At 33.7% G+C, this 19,759-nt stretch carries 13 protein-coding genes; 12 read left to right on the top strand and 1 reads right to left on the bottom strand.

The genetic code is table 11. The features are described 5' to 3' along the window. Window positions 1-165: 165 nt before the first annotated feature. The 12 genes from QLQ94_RS13795 to QLQ94_RS13850 all read left to right on the top strand — a co-directional run bounded on the left by QLQ94_RS13795 (window position 166) and on the right by QLQ94_RS13850 (window position 18,802). Window positions 166-1,350 carry an acetate/propionate family kinase gene (locus QLQ94_RS13795; protein WP_482497496.1) on the top strand — a complete coding sequence of 395 codons (1,185 nt, stop codon included), beginning with the start codon at window positions 166-168 and terminating at the stop codon, window positions 1,348-1,350. 28 nt (window positions 1,351-1,378) lie between these two features. Next, entirely contained in the window at window positions 1,379-1,801 is a 423-nt protein-coding gene (locus QLQ94_RS13800; RefSeq protein WP_482497497.1) for a DUF3995 domain-containing protein, read from the top strand. 100 nt (window positions 1,802-1,901) lie between these two features. After that, a complete protein-coding gene (locus QLQ94_RS13805; protein WP_271335353.1) occupies window positions 1,902-4,646 on the top strand; it encodes a ligand-binding sensor domain-containing protein in 2,745 nt (914 codons plus the stop codon). Between the two features lie 244 nt (window positions 4,647-4,890). Next, window positions 4,891-7,890: a SusC/RagA family TonB-linked outer membrane protein gene (locus QLQ94_RS13810; protein WP_271335354.1), complete on the top strand. Its 3,000-nt coding sequence runs from the start codon at window positions 4,891-4,893 to the stop codon at window positions 7,888-7,890. A gap of 4 nt (window positions 7,891-7,894) precedes the next feature. After that, complete coding sequence (locus QLQ94_RS13815) at window positions 7,895-9,358, top strand: RagB/SusD family nutrient uptake outer membrane protein (protein WP_271335355.1); 1,464 nt, start codon at window positions 7,895-7,897, stop codon at window positions 9,356-9,358. A gap of 71 nt (window positions 9,359-9,429) precedes the next feature. Further along, a complete protein-coding gene (locus QLQ94_RS13820) occupies window positions 9,430-10,803 on the top strand; it encodes a glucoamylase family protein (protein WP_482497500.1) in 1,374 nt (457 codons plus the stop codon). An 11-nt stretch (window positions 10,804-10,814) separates the two neighbouring features. Further along, window positions 10,815-11,528, top strand: a complete 714-nt coding sequence (locus QLQ94_RS13825) for a carboxylesterase family protein (protein WP_271335357.1) — start codon at window positions 10,815-10,817, stop codon at window positions 11,526-11,528. Between the two features lie 10 nt (window positions 11,529-11,538). Then, window positions 11,539-13,839 carry a beta-glucosidase BglX gene (bglX, locus tag QLQ94_RS13830; RefSeq protein ID WP_271335358.1) on the top strand — a complete coding sequence of 767 codons (2,301 nt, stop codon included), beginning with the start codon at window positions 11,539-11,541 and terminating at the stop codon, window positions 13,837-13,839. A gap of 116 nt (window positions 13,840-13,955) precedes the next feature. Continuing rightward, window positions 13,956-14,741: a glycerophosphodiester phosphodiesterase family protein gene (locus QLQ94_RS13835; protein WP_482497502.1), complete on the top strand. Its 786-nt coding sequence runs from the start codon at window positions 13,956-13,958 to the stop codon at window positions 14,739-14,741. A gap of 66 nt (window positions 14,742-14,807) precedes the next feature. Continuing rightward, window positions 14,808-16,730 (top strand): discoidin domain-containing protein, encoded by a 1,923-nt coding sequence (locus tag QLQ94_RS13840; RefSeq protein WP_482497504.1) that lies wholly within the window; start codon window positions 14,808-14,810, stop codon window positions 16,728-16,730. Window positions 16,731-16,881: 151 nt separating this feature from the next. Then, a complete protein-coding gene (locus tag QLQ94_RS13845; protein WP_271335361.1) occupies window positions 16,882-18,270 on the top strand; it encodes a M20/M25/M40 family metallo-hydrolase in 1,389 nt (462 codons plus the stop codon). A 7-nt stretch (window positions 18,271-18,277) separates the two neighbouring features. Further along, window positions 18,278-18,802, top strand: coding sequence for a PsbP-related protein (locus tag QLQ94_RS13850; protein WP_271335362.1), 525 nt, complete (start codon window positions 18,278-18,280; stop codon window positions 18,800-18,802). A gap of 110 nt (window positions 18,803-18,912) precedes the next feature. On the opposite strand, the gene QLQ94_RS13855 is transcribed toward QLQ94_RS13850, so the two are convergent. After that, on the bottom strand, window positions 18,913-19,596 hold the full coding sequence (locus QLQ94_RS13855; RefSeq protein ID WP_482497507.1) for a YiiX family permuted papain-like enzyme: 684 nt from the start codon (window positions 19,594-19,596) through the stop codon (window positions 18,913-18,915). Window positions 19,597-19,759 lie beyond the last annotated feature (163 nt).

Consider the following 19,759-nt stretch of genomic DNA (forward strand, 5'->3'; position numbering starts at 1 on the left):
AAAATTAAGAATTAAAAATTATCAGTTTTACGTTCTGAATTGATACTTAAAAAAATCCGTTTTTATCTGTGTCTTCGCGATAGCGAATCCGTTTTATCAGCGTCAAAAATTTGGAAATACAAAAAATTAGCGACTTAGTGCCTTAGCGGCTAAAAATAATAAACAATGAAAATATTAATAATAAACTCAGGAAGTTCTTCAATAAAATATCAATTAATGATTATGCCTACAAACGAAGTAATTTGTTCGGGTATGATTGACAGAATTGGTTTAGAAACTTCGAATGTAACCTTCAAAACTTCTTCTGACTCACTAGAAGAATTGCTGCCAATTCCGAATCATAAAGTAGGTTTACAAAAAGTGGCTGATATGCTTTTACATCCTGAAAAAGGAGTTATAAAATCAACATCAGAGATTGGTGCAGTTGGTCATCGCGTGGTACATGGAGGAAGTTATTTCTCTGATACCACAATCATTACTGAAGAAGTTAAAGATAAAATAAAAGAACTTTCAGAACTAGCTCCATTGCATAATCCGGCACATCTTGTGGGAATAAATGTTGCCGAAGAAATTTTTTCGGACGCAAAACAAGTAGCAGTTTTTGACACTGCTTTTCATCAGACAATTCCAATTGAAGCGTACAAATATGCCATTCCTAATTATCTTTTAACAGAGAATAAAGTAAGGGTGTATGGTTTTCATGGAACCAGCCACAAATATGTTTCAGAAAAGGCAATTGAGCATTTAGAGAAGAGTTCTAAAATAATTACCATTCACTTAGGAAACGGTTGTAGTATGACCGCAATAAAAGATGGAAAAAGCATTGATCATACGATGGGATTTTCACCGGCAAATGGTTTAATAATGGGAACCAGAGCAGGAGATATTGATCAGTCAGTTATTTTTTATATGGTTAAGAATCTCGGGTATTCTGCAGATGATGTAAATTCGATTTTGCTAAAACAAAGCGGAATGTTAGGACTTACCGGATATAGCGATTTACGTGATATCGAATCAGAAGCGGCAAAAGGAAATAAGGAATGTGAGTTAGCTTTATTGATGAACGCTTACCGTATCAGAAAATATATAGGTTCTTATGCTGCTGCTTTAAATGGCCTGGATGCTATTATCTTTACAGCTGGAATTGGCGAAAATTCATCCTATATGCGAAAATTGGTTTGTACTGATATGGATTATTTTGGAATTGAAATAGAGGATGAGAAAAATCAGATTCGTTCTAAGGAAATTAGAGAAATTAGTAAGCCAAATTCAAAAACAAAAGTTTTAGTAATACCAACAGACGAAGAATATGAAATCGCAAATCAGGTATACCAATTGCTGCAGAATTAATTGATTTTACGACTTTACATTACTTCAAATGATTATCATTACAATAATACTGTTTTTAGTTTTTGCAGCGATTTCAACGCTTCATTTTTATTGGGGTTTTGGAGGTAAATGGGGGAGTTACTCGGTCGTACCAACTAAAGACGATGGATCGCCAGTTTTTATTCCCAGAACAATTTCAACTTTTATTGTTGCTATTGGTTTATTGGGTTTTGGTGTTTTTTATTTGATAAAATATGGTTGTATAACTGTGAGTTTGCCAATATGGCTCGATAGGTATGGATTTTGGATCATCACTTTTATATTTATCCTCAGAGCTATCGGAGATTTTAATTACGTTGGCTTCTTCAAAAAACATAAAAGTTCAGATTTTGCCTTAAATGATACCAAGTATTATTCTCCTTTGTGTTTGCTAATTGGGGTATTAACATTAATATTAGTGTTTTCTAATTAAATATTTAAGTAGTTTATAGCTATAAAAAAGCTCCTCAATCGAGGAGCTTTTTTATGTTTTTAAATATTTGTCAGTATCTTTGAATATAAATCCGAATATTTTGAAATCGACACTTCTAAAACTGTTTTTCTTGTTTTTAATTGCTTCACAAATCCAGGCACAAGAATTACTTCCTTTTGTAGAAAACTATAATAAATCAGATTACCAGGGCGACAATCAAATCTGGAATGTTGCTCAGGGAAAAGATAATGCCATGTATTTTGCCAATAACCATTATTTATTGCGATATGATGGCGTAATGTGGGAAAAATATACTTTGCCTAATAAAACCATTATCCGTTCGATTATGATCGAAGGCGATAAAATCTATTCCGGTTCCTATAAAGAGTTTGGGTATTGGTACAGGAAAGAGGGAAAGATGCATTATGTTTCGATCACCAAAAATCTGCGCTTATTTGATGAAAAAGACAATGAGGAAATCTGGAAAATTTTCAAATTCAACGGATCTATTTATTTTCAATCATTTAATGATGTTTTTATTTATAATGGAAAACACATTCAAAAAATCAGATTTCCTTTTCTAATATCCTATTGTTTCGTAGTTGATAATGATGTTTACGTAGCCTCGGTCGAAAAAGGTCTTTTTAAAATGAGTGGGGCAAAGATTGCAAACCCAAAAGGCTGGAATATCTTAAAAAATACAGTCGTTCATGCTGTCGAAAAGTACCAAAATAAGAATTATATTTTTACTCAGAAAAAAGGAATTTTTATAGTCGAAAAAGATCGTTTAGTACCTTGGAATAACCCATTAAACGAGACCTTAAAAGCAGCAACGATTAATGTAGCCAAATTTATTAAAAACAATAAATTGGTTATAGGAACAGGTAACAGAGGTCTTTTTATTTATGATTTCAATACAGATACCTATAAAAACATTGATCGCAACAATGTGTTAAAGAACAATTCAGTTTTGAGCATTGGTTTTGATAAAGAAAATGATTTGTGGCTTGGCTTGGATAATGGGATTACCCATGTAGAAATAAACTCTCCAATATCTTTCTTTTATGATAACTCGGGACTTTTAGGTTCTGTTTATTCTGTGGCTGCAATAGACAAAGGCTATTTAATTGCATCAAATCACGGTATTTTCGAGTTTGTTTCAGGAAAGTTTAAAATGATGCCTAATACACAAGGGCAGGCATGGAATATTACTAAAATTAATAATAAGTTTATCATTGGACATAATGATGGAAACTTTTGTTATGAAAATGGCTCTTTGGTTAAGATTAATAATATAAACGGAGGTTGGAACTTATCTAAAAGCAGTATCAATAATACTTATTTTCAATCGACCTATAGCGGAGTCCTGGTTTATGATAATCCTGCAGACCTAACGCAATACAAGATTATTAATGATCTTTCGAAACCTATTAAATACGTTGCTCAGAATAAAAAGAATGAAATTTGGGCTGCTGATAATTACCGTGGATTGTATCGCGTTGTCTTTGATGATAATTACAAAACAAAAAAAGTTGAGAATATCACGCAGCAAAGTAAAATAAAGAATGATTTTGGAGTTAAGATTTTTGAATTTAGAAAAGAAATCCTTTTTCTAATCAATAATCTATGGTACACTTATAATTCGATTACTAATAATCTTGAAGAGAATGAACAGTTTAATTCTAATTTCAAGAATATTACCGATGTAGTCTCTATTGACGAAGATCATTTTGTGGTACTGCAAAATGGAATTTTATATCATATTCACGCAAATGGAAACAAATTTATATGGAACATCATTCAGGAGAAGTATTATAAAGGAACTTTAATCAATGATAACTTGAGAATTTTTAAAACTCAAAATCATTATTTGCTCAATCTTGATGACGGATTTATTTCTCTTCAATTAAAGTATGTTAACAAACAGAATTCAAATGTTAAGATAGAAGCGTTTAATGAAGAAAATCTAATTTCTAATGATTCAAAGATTAAATACAATACAGAATTAAAAATAAATGTGATCTCGGGGATTTATGGTGCCAGTAAGCCTAATTTATTTTATAAGATTAACAAAAGTAAAGATTTTATTCAAATTTCAAATGGATTAATTGAGCTGAATAATTTGAGCAGTGGTTACCATTCTGTTGTTGTTTACAAACATGACGGCGCCAACTATGAAAAAGTGTCCACTTTTGATTTTAAAGTTGCTGAACCCTGGTATTTTTCTATTTGGATGGTGATGCTTTATTTACTAATAGTGGGAGCAGTGTTGTTTTTCTATTATAAATGGAATAAGCTTCGTTATATGCAAAAATTAAAATTGCAGGCCGAAGAATTAAAACATCAGCGCGAAATTCTTGAAATGGAACTAAAGGCGGAAAATGAATTGAATGTTCAGGAGTATGAAAAACATATTCTGGAACTCGAGCTGCAAACTAAATCTTCAGAAGTTGCAGGTAAATCTTTGTCTATTGCAAAGCAAAGTGAAATGATCGAAAATATACAAAGTATTTTAGATTCAGAGAAAGATTTTAATAAACTCAAAAGTGAAATCAAAAAAGCTATCAAAATAAATGAAGTAAATAAGCACGAGTGGGAAACTTTTGAAACGAATCTAAATCAAATTCACAATGAGTTTATAATAAACCTTTCAAAGAAGTTTCCTAACCTTACTCCAAAGGATATTAAATTATGTATTTACCTTAAAATGAATCTTTCTTCAAAGGAGATTGCTCCTATGATGAATATCTCATTTAGAGGTGTAGAACTGCACCGATATCGTTTAAGAAAGAAGCTAAACCTCTCTCAGGAAGATAATCTCTCAAAATTTTTATTAAGTGTGTAAGATTTGTATTTGTTTTTTAAGGATATTATATTTTTAAGTATCTTTTTTTATATAATTACAATACATCATTACTACATCATAACGTTATGTTAATAATAATAAATTAACATTTAGAGTGCTGATTTTCACTAGTGTATATTAATGTTTTAACATAATGATGTAGCTATGTTGTAGTGTTGTATGATGTACTACAACGTTGTAATTGTTTAATTTGGCTCTACTAACTTAAACGATTACGAACTGTATGAAAAATTTTATTTTTAGCTTTTTAGCGCTTTTGCTATTGCCGGCATATATGTCTGGACAAGCAATTAAAGGAAAAGTAGTAGACAGTAGTGGAATGGGAGTTCCGGGAGCAGTTATTAGTGCTTCTAATTCCAGAACTTCTACAGATGCTGATTTCGACGGAAATTTTACAATTAATGCCAAAGAGGGTGAGATTCTTAAAATCTCAATGTTAGGTTTTGATGCTGTTTCTATTGCAGCAACGACCGCTCCAATGACAATCACATTAAAAGAAGCAGGTGACACTGCTTTAAAAGAAGTTGTAGTTATTGGTTACGGTACCAGAAAGAAAATTGATAATACATCTGCTGTAAGTTCAATTAAATCTGAAGAAATTACAAAAATGAAAGTATTGAATGCTTCTCAGGCTATTCAAGGTAAAGCTGCCGGTGTTCAGGTATCTAGCTCTGATGTGCCAGGAAGTACACCTTCTGTTGTGATCAGGGGAGCAGGTACAGCATTAGGAGGAAGAAATCCTTTATATGTTGTAGATGGTATGCCAACTGACAATATCAACAACATTAATACTAATGACATTACATCTTATGAAATTTTGAAAGATGCATCTTCATTAGCTATTTATGGTACAAGAGGGGCAAATGGTGTAATTATGATTACAACAAAAGCAGGAAAAGGAAAAATGAATGTAGAAGTTGAAAGTTTTGCAGGTTTTAGAACTCCTCTAAAAACTGTAAAAATGGCAAATGCTGACGAATATGTTCGTTATAGTAATGCTGCTTTCAGTGGAGCTTTCCCAGCAGGCAGATTCTCTGCAAATCAGCCTTATAATACTAATTGGCTTGATGAGATCACAAGAACGGGATCTTATACTCAAAACAATATCGCAATTTCAGGGTCTTCAGAAAACGTAAAATACTTTTTTAGTGTTGGAAATTATGAAGAAAAAGGAATTCTAAACGGATCTGATTACGGACGTACAACAATCAGAAACAACAATGAGTTCAAACTTTCTGATAAAGTGAAACTTACTCAAAATATGAGTGTGAGTACAATCAAAAATACTCCAATGCCATTAAGTGCATTTACGAATGCTTACAGACAATCTCCACTAGTTCCTGTGCGTTATGCTGATGGAAAATATGGTGTGCCATTTATTTCAAATGGAGTTGTAGGAGAAACTGGTGAATCATTCAATAATGTTGGAAATCCGGTAGCTCAATTAGATTATACAAATGAGAGACAACAAACTCTTACTTTGCAAGGTGGTTTGAAATTAGATTATGAAATTATCAAATCATTAAAATTCACTTCACAATTTAATGGAGAGTTTTATACTTACAAACAGTACAATTATGTTGATAACGTAGCACTTTGGTTATCTGCAGATCCTACGCGTGTACAATCAAAGTACCCTGGAGATTTGAATGTTAACACATTGACAAGAAGCAGAGACCAATATTTTAATTGGAATTTGTCTAACTACTTTACATATAATAAAGTTTTTGCTAATATTCATGATGTTGAAGTTACTGCTGGTATCGAGGCGAATGTTCAAGGTACAAGAGAGAAATTGACTATCGACAGAAAGAATGTTAATCCAAATGCGGACTATTGGTCATTAAAAGATGTGAATGTTGCAAGTTCAGTAACAGGATATAAAGATGAAGCTTTGAACCAAAGAAGATTACAATCTTATTTTGCGCGTTTTCAATACAAATTGATGGACAGATATTTACTTACAGGTACTGTAAGACGTGACGGATCATCACAATTTGCTGATGACAAGCGTTGGGGAACATTCCCATCAGTTGGTTTGGGATGGATTGTATCTAAAGAAAGTTTCTTAAGTAAAGTAGAAACAATTGATTTATTAAAATTAAGAGGTTCTTGGGGTAGATTAGGTAATCAAAATGTACCATTGAATACTCAAACTTTTACTTCTGGATTAGATTATCCTTTTGGTTCAGGAACAACAATCAACTCACAAGTTGACCCTAACTTATCTTGGGAAATTGTAGAAGAACTTTCAGGTGGTGTTGATTTTGAATTGTTTAAAAGTAGATTAAAAGGATCTTTTGATTTATATGAGAAAAAAACAACAAACACAATTTTGAATGTTAAACCATATTCAGCTTCAGGAATTACAGTAGCTGCACCTTCACATATTGGAGAAGTATCTAACAAAGGTTATGAAATTGCATTACGTTGGGATGACAAAATAAATGATAATTTAAGCTACTGGGTTGGAGGTAACTTCTCCCATAATAATAATGAGCTTACTAATCTTAAAAACGTTCAGTTATCTCCTATCATCGGAGGAAGTTTAGGAAATGGTCAAAACACAAAAATTCTTGATAATACTTCTGTAGGACAGCCTTTAGGTAGTTTCTATATGTATGAATTTGCCGGAATTGATCAGGCTAATGGTAACATGTTATACTATAACGCAAACGGAGAAAAAGTAGTTCAGACAGCATTAAACGAGAGAACTGATAAAAAATACGTAGGATCACTTTTACCAACTTCTACTTACGGAGTTACAATGGGGTTAACGTATAAAAATATTGATTTTTCTGTTGATGGATACGGAACAGGAGGAGCTAAAGTGTATAATGGTAAAAAAGCACAACGTTTTGGAGGTGAGAATATCGAAGCTTCAACAGCACGTGATTTCTGGTCACCAACAAATACAACATCTTCTAATCCTGCACCTTCTAACGTGACTCCTGTTGCTTCAACATATTACTTAGAATCAGCAGATTTCTTTAGAATCAATAACATTACTGTAGGATATAAACTTCCTTTAAAAGATGATCAGTTTTTTAGCTACTGTAGAATATATGTAAATGCAATCAATCCGTTTATTACGCAAAAATTCTCAGGATTCTCTCCTGACGTTACAGGCGATGGTAAATTGGTTGAAGGTACTCAAGGAGTTGAGTTAGATGCTTATCCATCATTGAGATCATTTGTTATAGGTGCTAATTTAAAATTTTAATATCATGAAAAAAATATATATATCAATGTTTGTGCTTTCCGGATTGCTCTTTGCAGGATGCGCAGATGACTTTTTGGATGTAAGTCCGACAGAATCAATTCCGGTAGATCCGGCGTTGGTAAACAGTGATGAAGGTGCTACTGGTTTTGTAACAGCAATCTACAATCAGTTTTTAGGATGGGAAATGTCTTCGTTTGGCTGGAATGCAGTTTCAAGTATCATTACAGATGATGCAGATAAAGGTTCTGATCCTGGTGATGCAGGTGGAGATAAAGATATCATTGATGCTTTAACTTATAATGCTTCAACACCATCATTTGAATCTACATGGAATGCTAATTATGCGGGAATAAACAGATGTAATCAAGCCTTAGAGATGTTTCCTAAACTTGATAAAGTTACTCCTGAATTAAAAACCAGATTAACAGGTGAAGCTAAATTTATGAGAGCTTTCATGTATTTTACTTTAGTAAAAGGATATGGCGGAGTTCCTATTGTAGATCACTTATCAGGTGTTCCAATTTCAGATGCTGATAAACAAATGCAGTTAACCCGCAAGTCAGTTGCAGAAGTTTATACTTTTATCGAAAAAGATTTGGCAGATGCTATTGAAGCTTTACCAGAAAAAGGCGCTTACGTAGGAAATGATAAAAAAAGAGTTTCTAAAGGTTCAGCTTATGCTTTGTTAGCAAAAGTAAACTTATATCAAAAAAATTGGCAAAAAGTAATTGACAATTGTGATAAAGTAACCGGATATAGCTTAGTTTCAGATTATTCTCTTCAATATAAAAAAGAAGGTGAATTTGGTGATGAATCTATTTTTGAAATTGATGGAGTTGGTACAACGGCCACTCCAGGTTTCGGAATTGGAAACTACACTGTTTCTCAGGCACCACGTGGTGCTGGAGGATGGGGTTGGGGATTCAATACACCAACTAAAGGTTTAGCAGATGCTTATGAGCCAGGTGATGTAAGACGTGCAGCTACTATTATTTTCAGAGGATCATTTTTGTATGATGGTAGAGAAGTTCCTTCTACTGTAGCAAATGCAATGTATAATTATAAAGCGTATTCATCATCTTTTTATAATGTAGAATTTACAGATACAAATCTTAGATATTTAAGATATGCAGAAGTAATCTTAATGAAAGCTGAAGCTTTGAATGAATTAGGACAAACTTCTGAAGCTATTCCTTTAGTAAATCAAATTCGTAAAAGAGCAGGTTTAGGAGATACTCCTTTTACTTCTCAATCAGATATTAGAAAAGCAATCTATAAAGAAAGAAGATTAGAATTTGCTTTTGAGCATGACAGATGGTTTGATCTTGTGAGAACAGGACAAGCTCAGTCAGCTATGGCAGCAGATGGGAAAACTTTTATTGTTGGAAAACATGAGTTATGGCCAGTTCCAACTACATTCTTAAGAGAAGCAGGTGGACTTTCTCAACAAAACCCTGGTGGTTACTAATTAATTTTTTTAAATCACTCCTTTCTTGTGAAAGGAGTGATTTTTATTAATTGTTTTCAAATTTTATTATAATGGTTAGAATTTCAGTTTTATTATTAGCATTGAGTTTTTTTGGTTGTGGGTCAATTGGTGAAAAGTCGAAAGATAAAGTTGCCGAAAAGACTTCTGTGGTTAAATTAACAGATGATGAACTTTTAGCTATTGTTCAAAAACAAACTTTCAAATATTTCTGGGATTATGCAGAACCAAATTCTGGATTAGCAAGAGAACGCTATCATCCGGATGGATTTTATCCTGATAATGACCCAAACATTGTAACAACCGGAGGTTCAGGTTTTGGACTTATGGCAATTGTTTCCGGAATATCACAAGGTTATATTACCAAAGCAAAAGGAGTTGAAAGACTAAACAAAATTGCTGACTTTTTAGGCAAAGCAGATCGTTTTCACGGAGCGTGGTCGCATTGGATAGACGGAAATACCGGAAAAGTAAAACCTTTTGGAACCAAGGATAATGGTGGAGACTTAGTCGAAACATCATTTTTGGTTGCAGGGATGATTACTGTTCGCGAATATCTAAAAGACGGTTCTGAAAAAGACAAAGCTGTAGCTCAAAAATATGATGCACTTTGGAAAGGCGTAGACTGGCAATGGTATACAAACAATAAAAATGTATTGTACTGGCACTGGTCGCCAAATTACGACTGGCAAATGAATTTTCCGCTTGAGGGATATAACGAATGTTTGATTACATATGTTCTTGGAGCATCTTCGCCAACACATGCAATAGATGCAAAAGCATACCATGAAGGCTGGGCGAGAAGTGGCGGAATAGTGACTTCTAAAACAAAATATAATATTCCATTGATTTTAAAGCATAATGGAGCAGAGGAATTTGGCGGACCATTATTTTGGGCACATTATTCTTATGTAGGACTTGATCCAAATCAATTAACAGATAAATATGCCAACTATTGGGATCTGAATGTAAATCAGGTTAAAATAGATTATGAATATTGTGTTGAAAATCCAAAGAAATTTGCAGGTTATGGCGCTGATTATTGGGGATTAACAGCATCTTATTCAAGAAATCCTGATGGATCAATTGGGTATAATGCACATTTTCCAACAAATGATGTTGGGGTTATATCACCAACAGGAGCAATAAGTTCAATTGTGTATACTCCAAAAGAATCAATGGCCGTGATACGTAATCTTTATGAAAATCATAAAGATCAAACCTGGGGAGATGCAGGTTTCTATGATGCCCTTAGTTTAGGAAATAATTGGGTAGCAAAACGTTATTTGGCAATCGATCAGGGACCTGAAGTAGTGATGATCGAAAATTACCGCACAGGTTTATTATGGAAATTATTCATGAATGCTCCTGAAGTAAAACAAGGTTTGGTAAAACTTGGATTTAAATCCGGGAAATACGGTTTTTAATAACGTTTAAAATGAAAAACAGTTTAGCGTTATTGATGGTTCTTTTTTCAGTAATGAGTTTTGCTCAGACTGAAACTACCGGAAAAATAAATACGGTTATAGTCGTAAAACATGAATTAGGTTATGCTTTACACAAACCGGCAAATACAAAGGAAAAAAAGCCATTAATAGTATTTATTTCTGGAGATGGAGAAAAAGGTACAGACATTGAAAAAGTAAAGATCAATGGCCCTTTAAAATATCTTAAAACACATCAGTTAGATGCTTATGTATTAGCACCGCAATGCAAAGAAGATGAAAATTGGGATATTGAATCGATTAATGAATTGATTTTAAAGGTTCAAAAAGAAAACGAAATAGACGCTGATAGAATATATGTTACAGGTCTAAGTTCAGGAGGCTGGGCAGCATGGAATCTCGCACTTTCATATCCGGATAAGTTTGCCGCAATAGTGCCTATTTCAGGTTTTGTTGATTTTATTGAGCTGGAAAATGCTTGTAAAATAGCTGCTATCCCAACCCGAATTTTCCACGGATTATTAGACGATGTGGTAAAAGTAGATTATGCAATTACAATCTACAAAGAATTGAAAAAATGCAATGCAAAGGATGTCCAATTAACCATTTTTGATGATGCAGGTCACGATAGCTGGACAAGAGTTTATGACAATCAGGAGATTTATGACTGGATGTTTAAACAAAGAAAAATGAATACAAACAAATAAATACAATAGAATGAAAAACAAATTAGTCTTACTATTTTTAGGATGTGCTGTTTTGGGTTATGCCCAGAAAAAGAATACTAAAAACGCAGTAAAAATTAAACCAAGGTCAGAGTTTGTAGCTGAGTTATTGTCGAAAATGACATTAGATGAAAAATTAGGTCAGCTTAATTTACCAACTTCTGGAGATATTACTACAGGACAAGCAAACAGTTCTGATGTGGCTACGAAAATTGCTGAAGGAAAAGTAGGAGGTTTATTCAATATAAAATCTGTTCAAAAAATTAGAGAAGTACAAAAAATAGCTGTTGAAAAGAGCCGATTGAAAATTCCATTGATTTTTGGAATGGATGTTATTCACGGTTACGAAACAACATTCCCAATTCCGTTAGGATTATCTTGTACTTGGGATATGGGATTGATCGAAAGAAGTGCTCAAATTGCAGCGCAGGAAGCAAGTGCTGATGGTATCAACTGGACATTCTCTCCAATGGTTGATGTTTCTCGTGATCCTCGTTGGGGAAGAGTTTCTGAAGGTTCAGGAGAAGATCCTTACTTAGGAAGCCGAATTGCAACTGCGATGGTAAACGGATACCAACAACATGATCTTACAAAAAATAATTCGATCATGGCGTGTGTAAAACATTTCGCTTTATACGGTGCTCCAGAAGGTGGTCGTGATTACAATACAGTTGATATGAGTCGTATCAGAATGTTCAACGATTATTTCCCTCCTTACAAAGCAGCTGTTGACGCTGGTGTAGGTTCTGTTATGGCTTCTTTTAATGAAGTAGACGGAATTCCCGCAACAGGAAACAAATGGTTAATGACAGATATTTTAAGAAAAGAATGGGGCTTTAAAGGATTCGTAGTAACAGATTTTACAGGAATTCCTGAAATGATCGAACACGGAATGGGAGATTTACAAGCGGTATCTGCGCAGTCTTTAAATGCTGGTGTTGAAATGGATATGGTTGGAGAAGGTTTCTTAACTACTTTGAAAAAATCATTAGATGAGAAGAAAGTAACTATCGAAACAATCGATAATGCTGTTAAACTTATTTTGGAGGCTAAATATGACCTTGGATTGTTCCAGGATCCTTATAAATATTGTGATGCTAACAGAGCAAAAACGGAGATCTTTACTGCAAGCAGCAGAAAAGAAGCAAGATCAATTTCAGCACAATCATTGGTTTTATTAAAAAATCAAGGGCAGGTTTTACCACTTAAAAAATCAGGAACTATTGCTTTAATCGGGCCATTGGCTGATGCTAAAGAAAATATGCCCGGAACATGGAGTGTAGCTACAAAAATGGAAAATGCTATTTCACTTTTAGCAGGAATCAAAGAAGTAGCAGGAAAATCTACGAAAGTATTATATGCAAAAGGAAGTAATTTAGATTATGATGAAACTTTTGAGACAAACGCAACCATGTTTGGTAAAACGTTACACCGTGATGCCCGTTCAAAAGAAGAATTATTAGCTGAAGCTTTACAAGTGGCTAATCAATCAGATGTAATTGTTGCTGCACTTGGAGAATCTGCTGAATTAAGTGGAGAATCAAGCAGCCGTACGAATTTAGAAATTCCACAAGCACAAAAAGATTTATTAAACGCATTATTGAAAACAGGAAAACCAGTTGTTTTAGTTTTATTTGATGGTCGCCCATTAGTGATTAAAGAAGAAAACGAAACTGTTCCTGCAATTTTAAATGTTTGGTTCGCAGGTAGCGAAGCAGGTTATGCTATTGCTGATGTTTTATTTGGAGATGTAAATCCTTCAGGAAAATTAACATCAACTTTCCCAAGAAGTGTTGGTCAATTGCCAATTTACTATGCTCATAAAAATACAGGAAGACCACTTTCTAACACAGAAGGTAAATTCGAAAAATTCAGATCTAACTATATCGATGAGAGAAATGAGCCATTATTCCCATTTGGTTTCGGTTTAAGTTATACTTCTTTTGAGTATTCAAATGTGAAAATTTCATCTGATAAAATGAATCCTGCAGGAAAATTAAAAGTGACAGTTGATGTTGCAAATACAGGAAACTATGACGGAAAAGAAGTTGTTCAGTTATACATCAGAGATTTAGTAGGTTCAGTAACAAGACCAGTTAGAGAATTGAAAAATTTCCAAAAAATTACACTTAAAAAAGGGGAGAAACAAACCGTGACTTTTGATATCACAGTTGAAGATTTAAAATTTTATAATTCTGATTTACAATTCGTAGCAGAACCTGGACATTTTGATGTTTTCGTTGGAGGAAATTCAAATGCCGATAAGAAAGTTAGTTTTGAGTTAACTAAATAGTTGGTTTATTTATTATTGATTGGCCCTCCGTAGTTAGTTCGGAGGGCCTTTTTTTAGCTTTTTAGTCTGTCTTTTGTAAGTAAATTCTATAGATCATAAATTTTAATTTTTATAAAATGAACACAATTAAAATATCCGGTGCATTTTTTTTAATACTGACAATAGCTCTTTTCTCCTCTTGCAGTGCAAAAAAAGATGTTGTTGTAGCGCATCGCGGAGCCTGGAAAAAAAATAACCTGCCAGAAAATTCAATAGCTTCCCTTAGGCATGCTATTGATCTAAAACTTGCCGGTTCAGAATTTGACGTCTGGAGAACGGCCGATGATTCTCTTGTAATCAATCATGATGCCCATTATAATAAACTGCTTATTGAAGAAACAAATTATGCAGACTTAATAAAATTTAAACTTTCGAATGGGGAGAAATTGCCAACCTTACACGAATATATTACAGAAGGTAAAAGAAACAATAAACACACTCTTTTGGTCTGCGAAATAAAACCTTCGGAAATAAGTAAAGAAAGAGGAAAAACGACGGCGCTAAAAACGGTTGAAGTGATCAAAAAGCTTCAAGCCGAAAAAATTACCGGATACATTAGTTTTGATTATGATATACTGAAGCAAATCAGACAAGTAGATCAAAAAACTTCTTTGCAATATCTTGAAGGTAATAAATCTCCAAAAGAAGTAAAGTCAGACCATATTTCAGGTGTTGATTATCATTATTCTTTTTTTCAAAAACATCCTGAATGGATCAAAGAAGCAAAAGACAACAATATTACCCTGAATGTCTGGACGGTTAATGATGCTGATATTATGGATTGGATTATCGAAAACAAATTCGATTATATCACCACCAATGAACCTGAATTATTAAACGAAAGATTAAAGATTAAAGAATAAAGAGTAAAGAGTGAGAATTAGATTTTAAACTATGAGATCTAATTTTAAAAACAAAAAATAAAAGAAATGTATAAACTATCGTCTCTATCGCTTTTGTTGCTTTTGATAGGATTTAATACCAATATCTCGGCACAAAAATCCAGTATTCCGGGTAAAACAGAATGGTTTGATCCTAACAAAACAGCTACAACCTACTGTAATCCAATTAATATTGGGTACAATTATACCACTCATAATCATAACGGAATTCCGGAATCGCGCCGTTCAAGTGCAGATCCGGTAATTATTACTTACAAGGGCGAGTATTATTTATTTGCTACCAATCAGGCAGGTTTCTTTTGGAGCAAGGATATGTCAGATTGGAATTTCGTTTACGGAAGTTTTCAAAGACAGCCGGGCGATGATGATCAGTGCGCACCTGCGGCATGGGTTGTAAATGATACCTTATTTTATGTAGGTTCAACGTGGAAGAAAGATCACCCAATCTGGAAAACAGCTGATCCTAAATCAGGAAGATGGACAAGGCACGTAGACAAAGCAATGCTGCCAACATGGGATCCTGCTATTTTTCAGGATGATGATAAAAAAGTATATATGTATTACGGTTCAAGCGGAAAATTACCTCTTGTTGGTACCGAAGTAGATTATAAAACGTGGTTGCCAATAGGTAATCAGGCAGACTATGCAAAGCTATACGCTGCAACTGAAGTAGAAGATATTCAGCGTCCGTACGGACAAATTAAAGAAGTAGTGGGACTTGATCCTAAAAACCACGGTTGGGAACGTTTTGGACCTAACAATGATATGGAACCTGCACCTTGGGGTGATTTTATAGAAGGTGCATGGATGACCAAACACAACGGAAAATACTATATGCAATATGGTGCTCCGGCGACTGAATTTAAAGGATATGCAAATGGAGTTCACGTTGGTAATAGTCCGCTAGGGCCTTTTGAATATCAAAAACACAATCCAATGTCATATAAACCGGGAGGATTTGTAATTGGAGCAGGACACGGAAATACTTTTGCTGATAATTTTGGCAATTACTGGAATACCGGGACTTGCAAAATTTCGATAAAAGATCGTTTTGAGCGCCGTATCGATATGTTTCCTGCGGGATTTGATAAAGATGATGTCATGTATTCTATCACTTCTTACGGCGATTTTCCAATTGTATTGCCAACACAAGAGCGTGATCAGACAAAAGGAGCTTCATCAGGATGGATGTTACTTTCGTATAAAAAACCGGTAACAGTTTCTTCTTCTGAAGAATGTATGGAAGTGGAAACACACAGAATGGATAATGGCGGTAAAAAAGTATACGAGAAATTCTGCTACGGTGCTGAAAATTTAACAGATGAAAATATTCAAACCTATTGGTCTGCTAAAACAGCTGATGCCGGAGAATGGCTTCAGATGGATTTAGGCCGACCAATGGAAATTAAGGCATTGCAGATTAATTATGCAGATCATAAAGCGACTCAGTTTAATAAAGCAATGGATATTTATTATCAATATAAAATCTATATGTCTGATGATGCGCAGAACTGGACATTAGTAGTCGATAAATCTAAAAATGACAAAGATGTTCCTCATGATTATGTAGAGTTAACGAAAGCAATTAAAGCACGTTACATCAAAATGGAAAATATTCATAATGCATCTGGATTGTTTGCGATCTCTGATTTCAGAGTATTTGGTAATGGATTATTAGAAAAACCAAAAGCTGTTAACTCGCTTAAAGTAGATCGAAATAAAACAGATTCAAGAAATGCTATGATTTCCTGGAAAAAACAAGCGGATGCCATTGGTTACAATATTTATTACGGTATCACGCCTGATAAATTATACAATGCCATTATGGTGTATGGAGATAATTCGTATGATTTTAGAGGTTTAGACAAAGGAACAAAGTATTACTTTACTATCGAAGCTTTTAATGAAAATGGAATTGGAACAAAGAATAAGATTATCGAAGTAAAATAGTTTTATTTTATTAAAATGATAAAAACTCTAATTATAAACGAACAGGTTTGTAATTAGAGTTTTTTTTGTGAGAATATTGAGTGAGAAACTCCGGCAGTTCTAAAGAATTTTGTTCCTTTGCGTAACAACCCAAAAAAACGTCATAAACCCAATGAAAAAAACGATTCTTATAACTGCTTTAGTCTTAAGCGGATTGACCTCTTTTGCACAGTCAAATGAAGAAAAGAACATTAAATTATTCTATAAAAAAGCTCTGACCGAGGCAAAATGTTATAGTTGGTTAGAATATTTGTCTAACGATATCGGAAGCCGTTTGTCAGGTTCTAAAGGTGCTGAAGAAGGCGTACAATATACAAAAAGACAGTTGGAAACATTAGGACTTGATAAAGTGTATTTACAAGAAGTTATGGTACCACATTGGGTTCGCGGCGAAAAAGAAACCGCCTATATCTTAGACGGAAAAGTGAAAACAAATGTGCCAATCTGCGCTTTAGGAGGCTCGATTGCAACTGCAAAAACCGGGCTTACAGCAGAAATTGTAGAAGTACAAGGTATTGAGGAATTAAAAACTTTAGGATCTAAAGTAAAAGGTAAAATTGTGTTTTTTAACAGACCAATGAATCCTGAAAATATCGAAACTTTTGTTTCGTACGGAGCTTGTGTAGATCAAAGATTTGCAGGAGCAAAGGAAGCCGCTAAACTTGGTGCTGTAGGATCTATTGTTCGTTCGATGAATTTACGTTTAGATGATTTTCCTCATGCGGGAGCTCAAAGTTATGGCGATTTGCCAAAAGAAGAATATATTCCAACTGCTGCTGTTAGTACAAATGGAGCCGAATTGCTAAGTAAGTCTTTAAAAGCGAATCCTGCTTTAAAATTTTATTTCAAACAATCCTGCGAGACTTTGCCGGATGTTTTATCTCATAACGTAATTGGAGAATTAACTGGAACAGTTAATCCACAAAATATTATGGTTGTTGGCGGACATTTAGATTCCTGGGACTTAGCCGATGGTTCTCATGATGATGGAGCAGGAGTAGTGCAAAGTATGGAAGTAATTCGTATTCTTAAAAACTTAAACTACAAACCTAAAAATACGATTCGTGTAGTTTTGTTTATGAATGAAGAAAATGGCGGAAAAGGCGGAGCAAAATATGAAGAAGTTTCTAAACAAAATAACGAAAATCATATTTTTGCTCTGGAAAGTGATTCAGGAGGATTTAGCCCAAGAGGATTTTCTATAGAAGCTGATGACACGAATTATAAAAAGATAAAAGACTATACGCCTCTTTTTGAGCCTTATTTAGTGCACAGTTTTACAATTGGGCACGCAGGTTCAGATATTGGTCATTTAACGTCTAAAGCGATTGTTAAAGCAGGTTTAAAACCAGATTCACAACGTTATTTCGATTATCACCATGCAGCAAATGATAAATTTGATGCAATAAATAAGAGAGAACTAGAACTTGGGGCTGCAACAATGACATCATTACTATATCTAATGGATCAAAACGGAATTGTTTTGCCAACGGCAAACTAAGGTGTTTATGAAGTGGTTTTTTGAACTTGGTTTTTTGTTTTTTGTAACATTTTGTTACAGTCAGCAGAATGCTGAAAATGCTTATGACAAGTTATACATTAGTGAGAAAAAATATTCCCTACTGTTTCCTTCCAATTGGTATCTTAAAAAAACAGATTCACTTCAAAAATCATTTATATTATTGAGTGAAAAAAGTTCTCCGAATGATAATTTTATTGAAAATATTAGTTTAAGGATTAGTGATATGGGTTATTCTAACATTAAACCTAAAATGCTCAAAAAGATAATTGACAGAAGAATTGGAGTTACTAACGAAATTATTTCGAATAGAAAAGTTATAAAAAATAATGTAACAGGTCAGGAAATTGTTTATAAAACAATGTTAGATGATGGAAGATTTGCCACTATTCTTCAATATTATTTTGTAAAAGGTTCTGATTTATTTCTTCTGACATTTTGTTCTAACCCCGATGAATATTTGTCATATATGCCAGTTTATCAATATATATATGGAAATTTTGACATAAGATAGTATAAAAAATAAGTATAATAAAAAAGCGATGAGTTTATTCTCATCGCTTTTTTTGTATTACATTTTCTGCGTTAATCTGTCAGATCAGTTAAATCAGCGGGCAATTAATTTTAATACGTATCAATTACAGTTTTCAGTAAATCAGAATCGACTAAATCAGAAGGCGCAACAACTTTCTCTTCAAGCGGAATATCGTTTCCATATCTTTCTTTTAATACCTTTTTTACTCTTGCATCAGTCAGATTAAAATCTTTCAGTTGTTTTAGTTTTGATAATTCGATATTAGCACCATTTTTATAGATTTTCCAGATCAGTTCAGAGCAATAAATCCTTGTATCAGACCAATCAAAATAGGCATCATATTCTTTGCCCATAAAACGCTGGCTGTAATCTTTCATTTTTTGCAGTGTGGCCGGAGTTAATAGGGTTGACGCATTTTTTAATCTTTTTACCAGATATTTTTGATCTTTTCCGTGGTTGATCCAATCCTCAAGGCGAGTCAGTTTTACAGGCTGTACGGCTTCAAAAACAAACCAGTTTCCGTTGATGTTATAGATAAGCCCACAATGGGAAAACTTTGAGTTTGTCGCAATTCGAACCGCTTCACATTGACTTGATTCCGAAGTTTGAAATATAAGATCACCATCCTGAACTTTATCTGTCAAAGTAGTTGCTGTCTTCGTTTTTGTTCCCGAAAACAGATTATTGGGAAAAACCTGCATCGCAACAAACAAAGCACAGCTAAAACTCAATAAAAATGTAATTCCGACAAATAGATATTTTGATTTTTTCATGTTTATATTTAGTGTTCTTTTAAAGTCAAAAATGGCGCACAGATTTAACAGGTTATAAGGGGTTTCGCTGGATTAAAAATACATCGTTATTCAAAAAAGGCTGTGTAAATCAGTTTTATCCGTAAAATCTGTTGGCAACTCATTAATGATAACAAATAAAAGG

It is taken from the genome of Flavobacterium sp. B114r (assembly GCF_056824125.1).

Bases quoted from the DNA above. Each gene is read 5' to 3' on its own strand.
- QLQ94_RS13795 (WP_482497496.1), top strand. From the start codon at position 166: ATGAAAATATTAATAATAAACTCAGGAAGTTCTTCAATAAAATATCAA.
- QLQ94_RS13800 (WP_482497497.1), top strand. From the start codon at position 1,379: ATGATTATCATTACAATAATACTGTTTTTAGTTTTTGCAGCGATTTCA.
- QLQ94_RS13810 (WP_271335354.1), top strand. From the start codon at position 4,891: ATGAAAAATTTTATTTTTAGCTTTTTAGCGCTTTTGCTATTGCCGGCA.
- QLQ94_RS13815 (WP_271335355.1), top strand. From the start codon at position 7,895: ATGAAAAAAATATATATATCAATGTTTGTGCTTTCCGGATTGCTCTTT.
- QLQ94_RS13820 (WP_482497500.1), top strand. From the start codon at position 9,430: ATGGTTAGAATTTCAGTTTTATTATTAGCATTGAGTTTTTTTGGTTGT.
- QLQ94_RS13825 (WP_271335357.1), top strand. From the start codon at position 10,815: ATGAAAAACAGTTTAGCGTTATTGATGGTTCTTTTTTCAGTAATGAGT.
- bglX (WP_271335358.1), top strand. From the start codon at position 11,539: ATGAAAAACAAATTAGTCTTACTATTTTTAGGATGTGCTGTTTTGGGT.
- QLQ94_RS13835 (WP_482497502.1), top strand. From the start codon at position 13,956: ATGAACACAATTAAAATATCCGGTGCATTTTTTTTAATACTGACAATA.
- QLQ94_RS13840 (WP_482497504.1), top strand. From the start codon at position 14,808: ATGTATAAACTATCGTCTCTATCGCTTTTGTTGCTTTTGATAGGATTT.
- QLQ94_RS13845 (WP_271335361.1), top strand. From the start codon at position 16,882: ATGAAAAAAACGATTCTTATAACTGCTTTAGTCTTAAGCGGATTGACC.
- QLQ94_RS13850 (WP_271335362.1), top strand. From the start codon at position 18,278: ATGAAGTGGTTTTTTGAACTTGGTTTTTTGTTTTTTGTAACATTTTGT.
- QLQ94_RS13855 (WP_482497507.1), bottom strand. From the start codon at position 19,596: ATGAAAAAATCAAAATATCTATTTGTCGGAATTACATTTTTATTGAGT.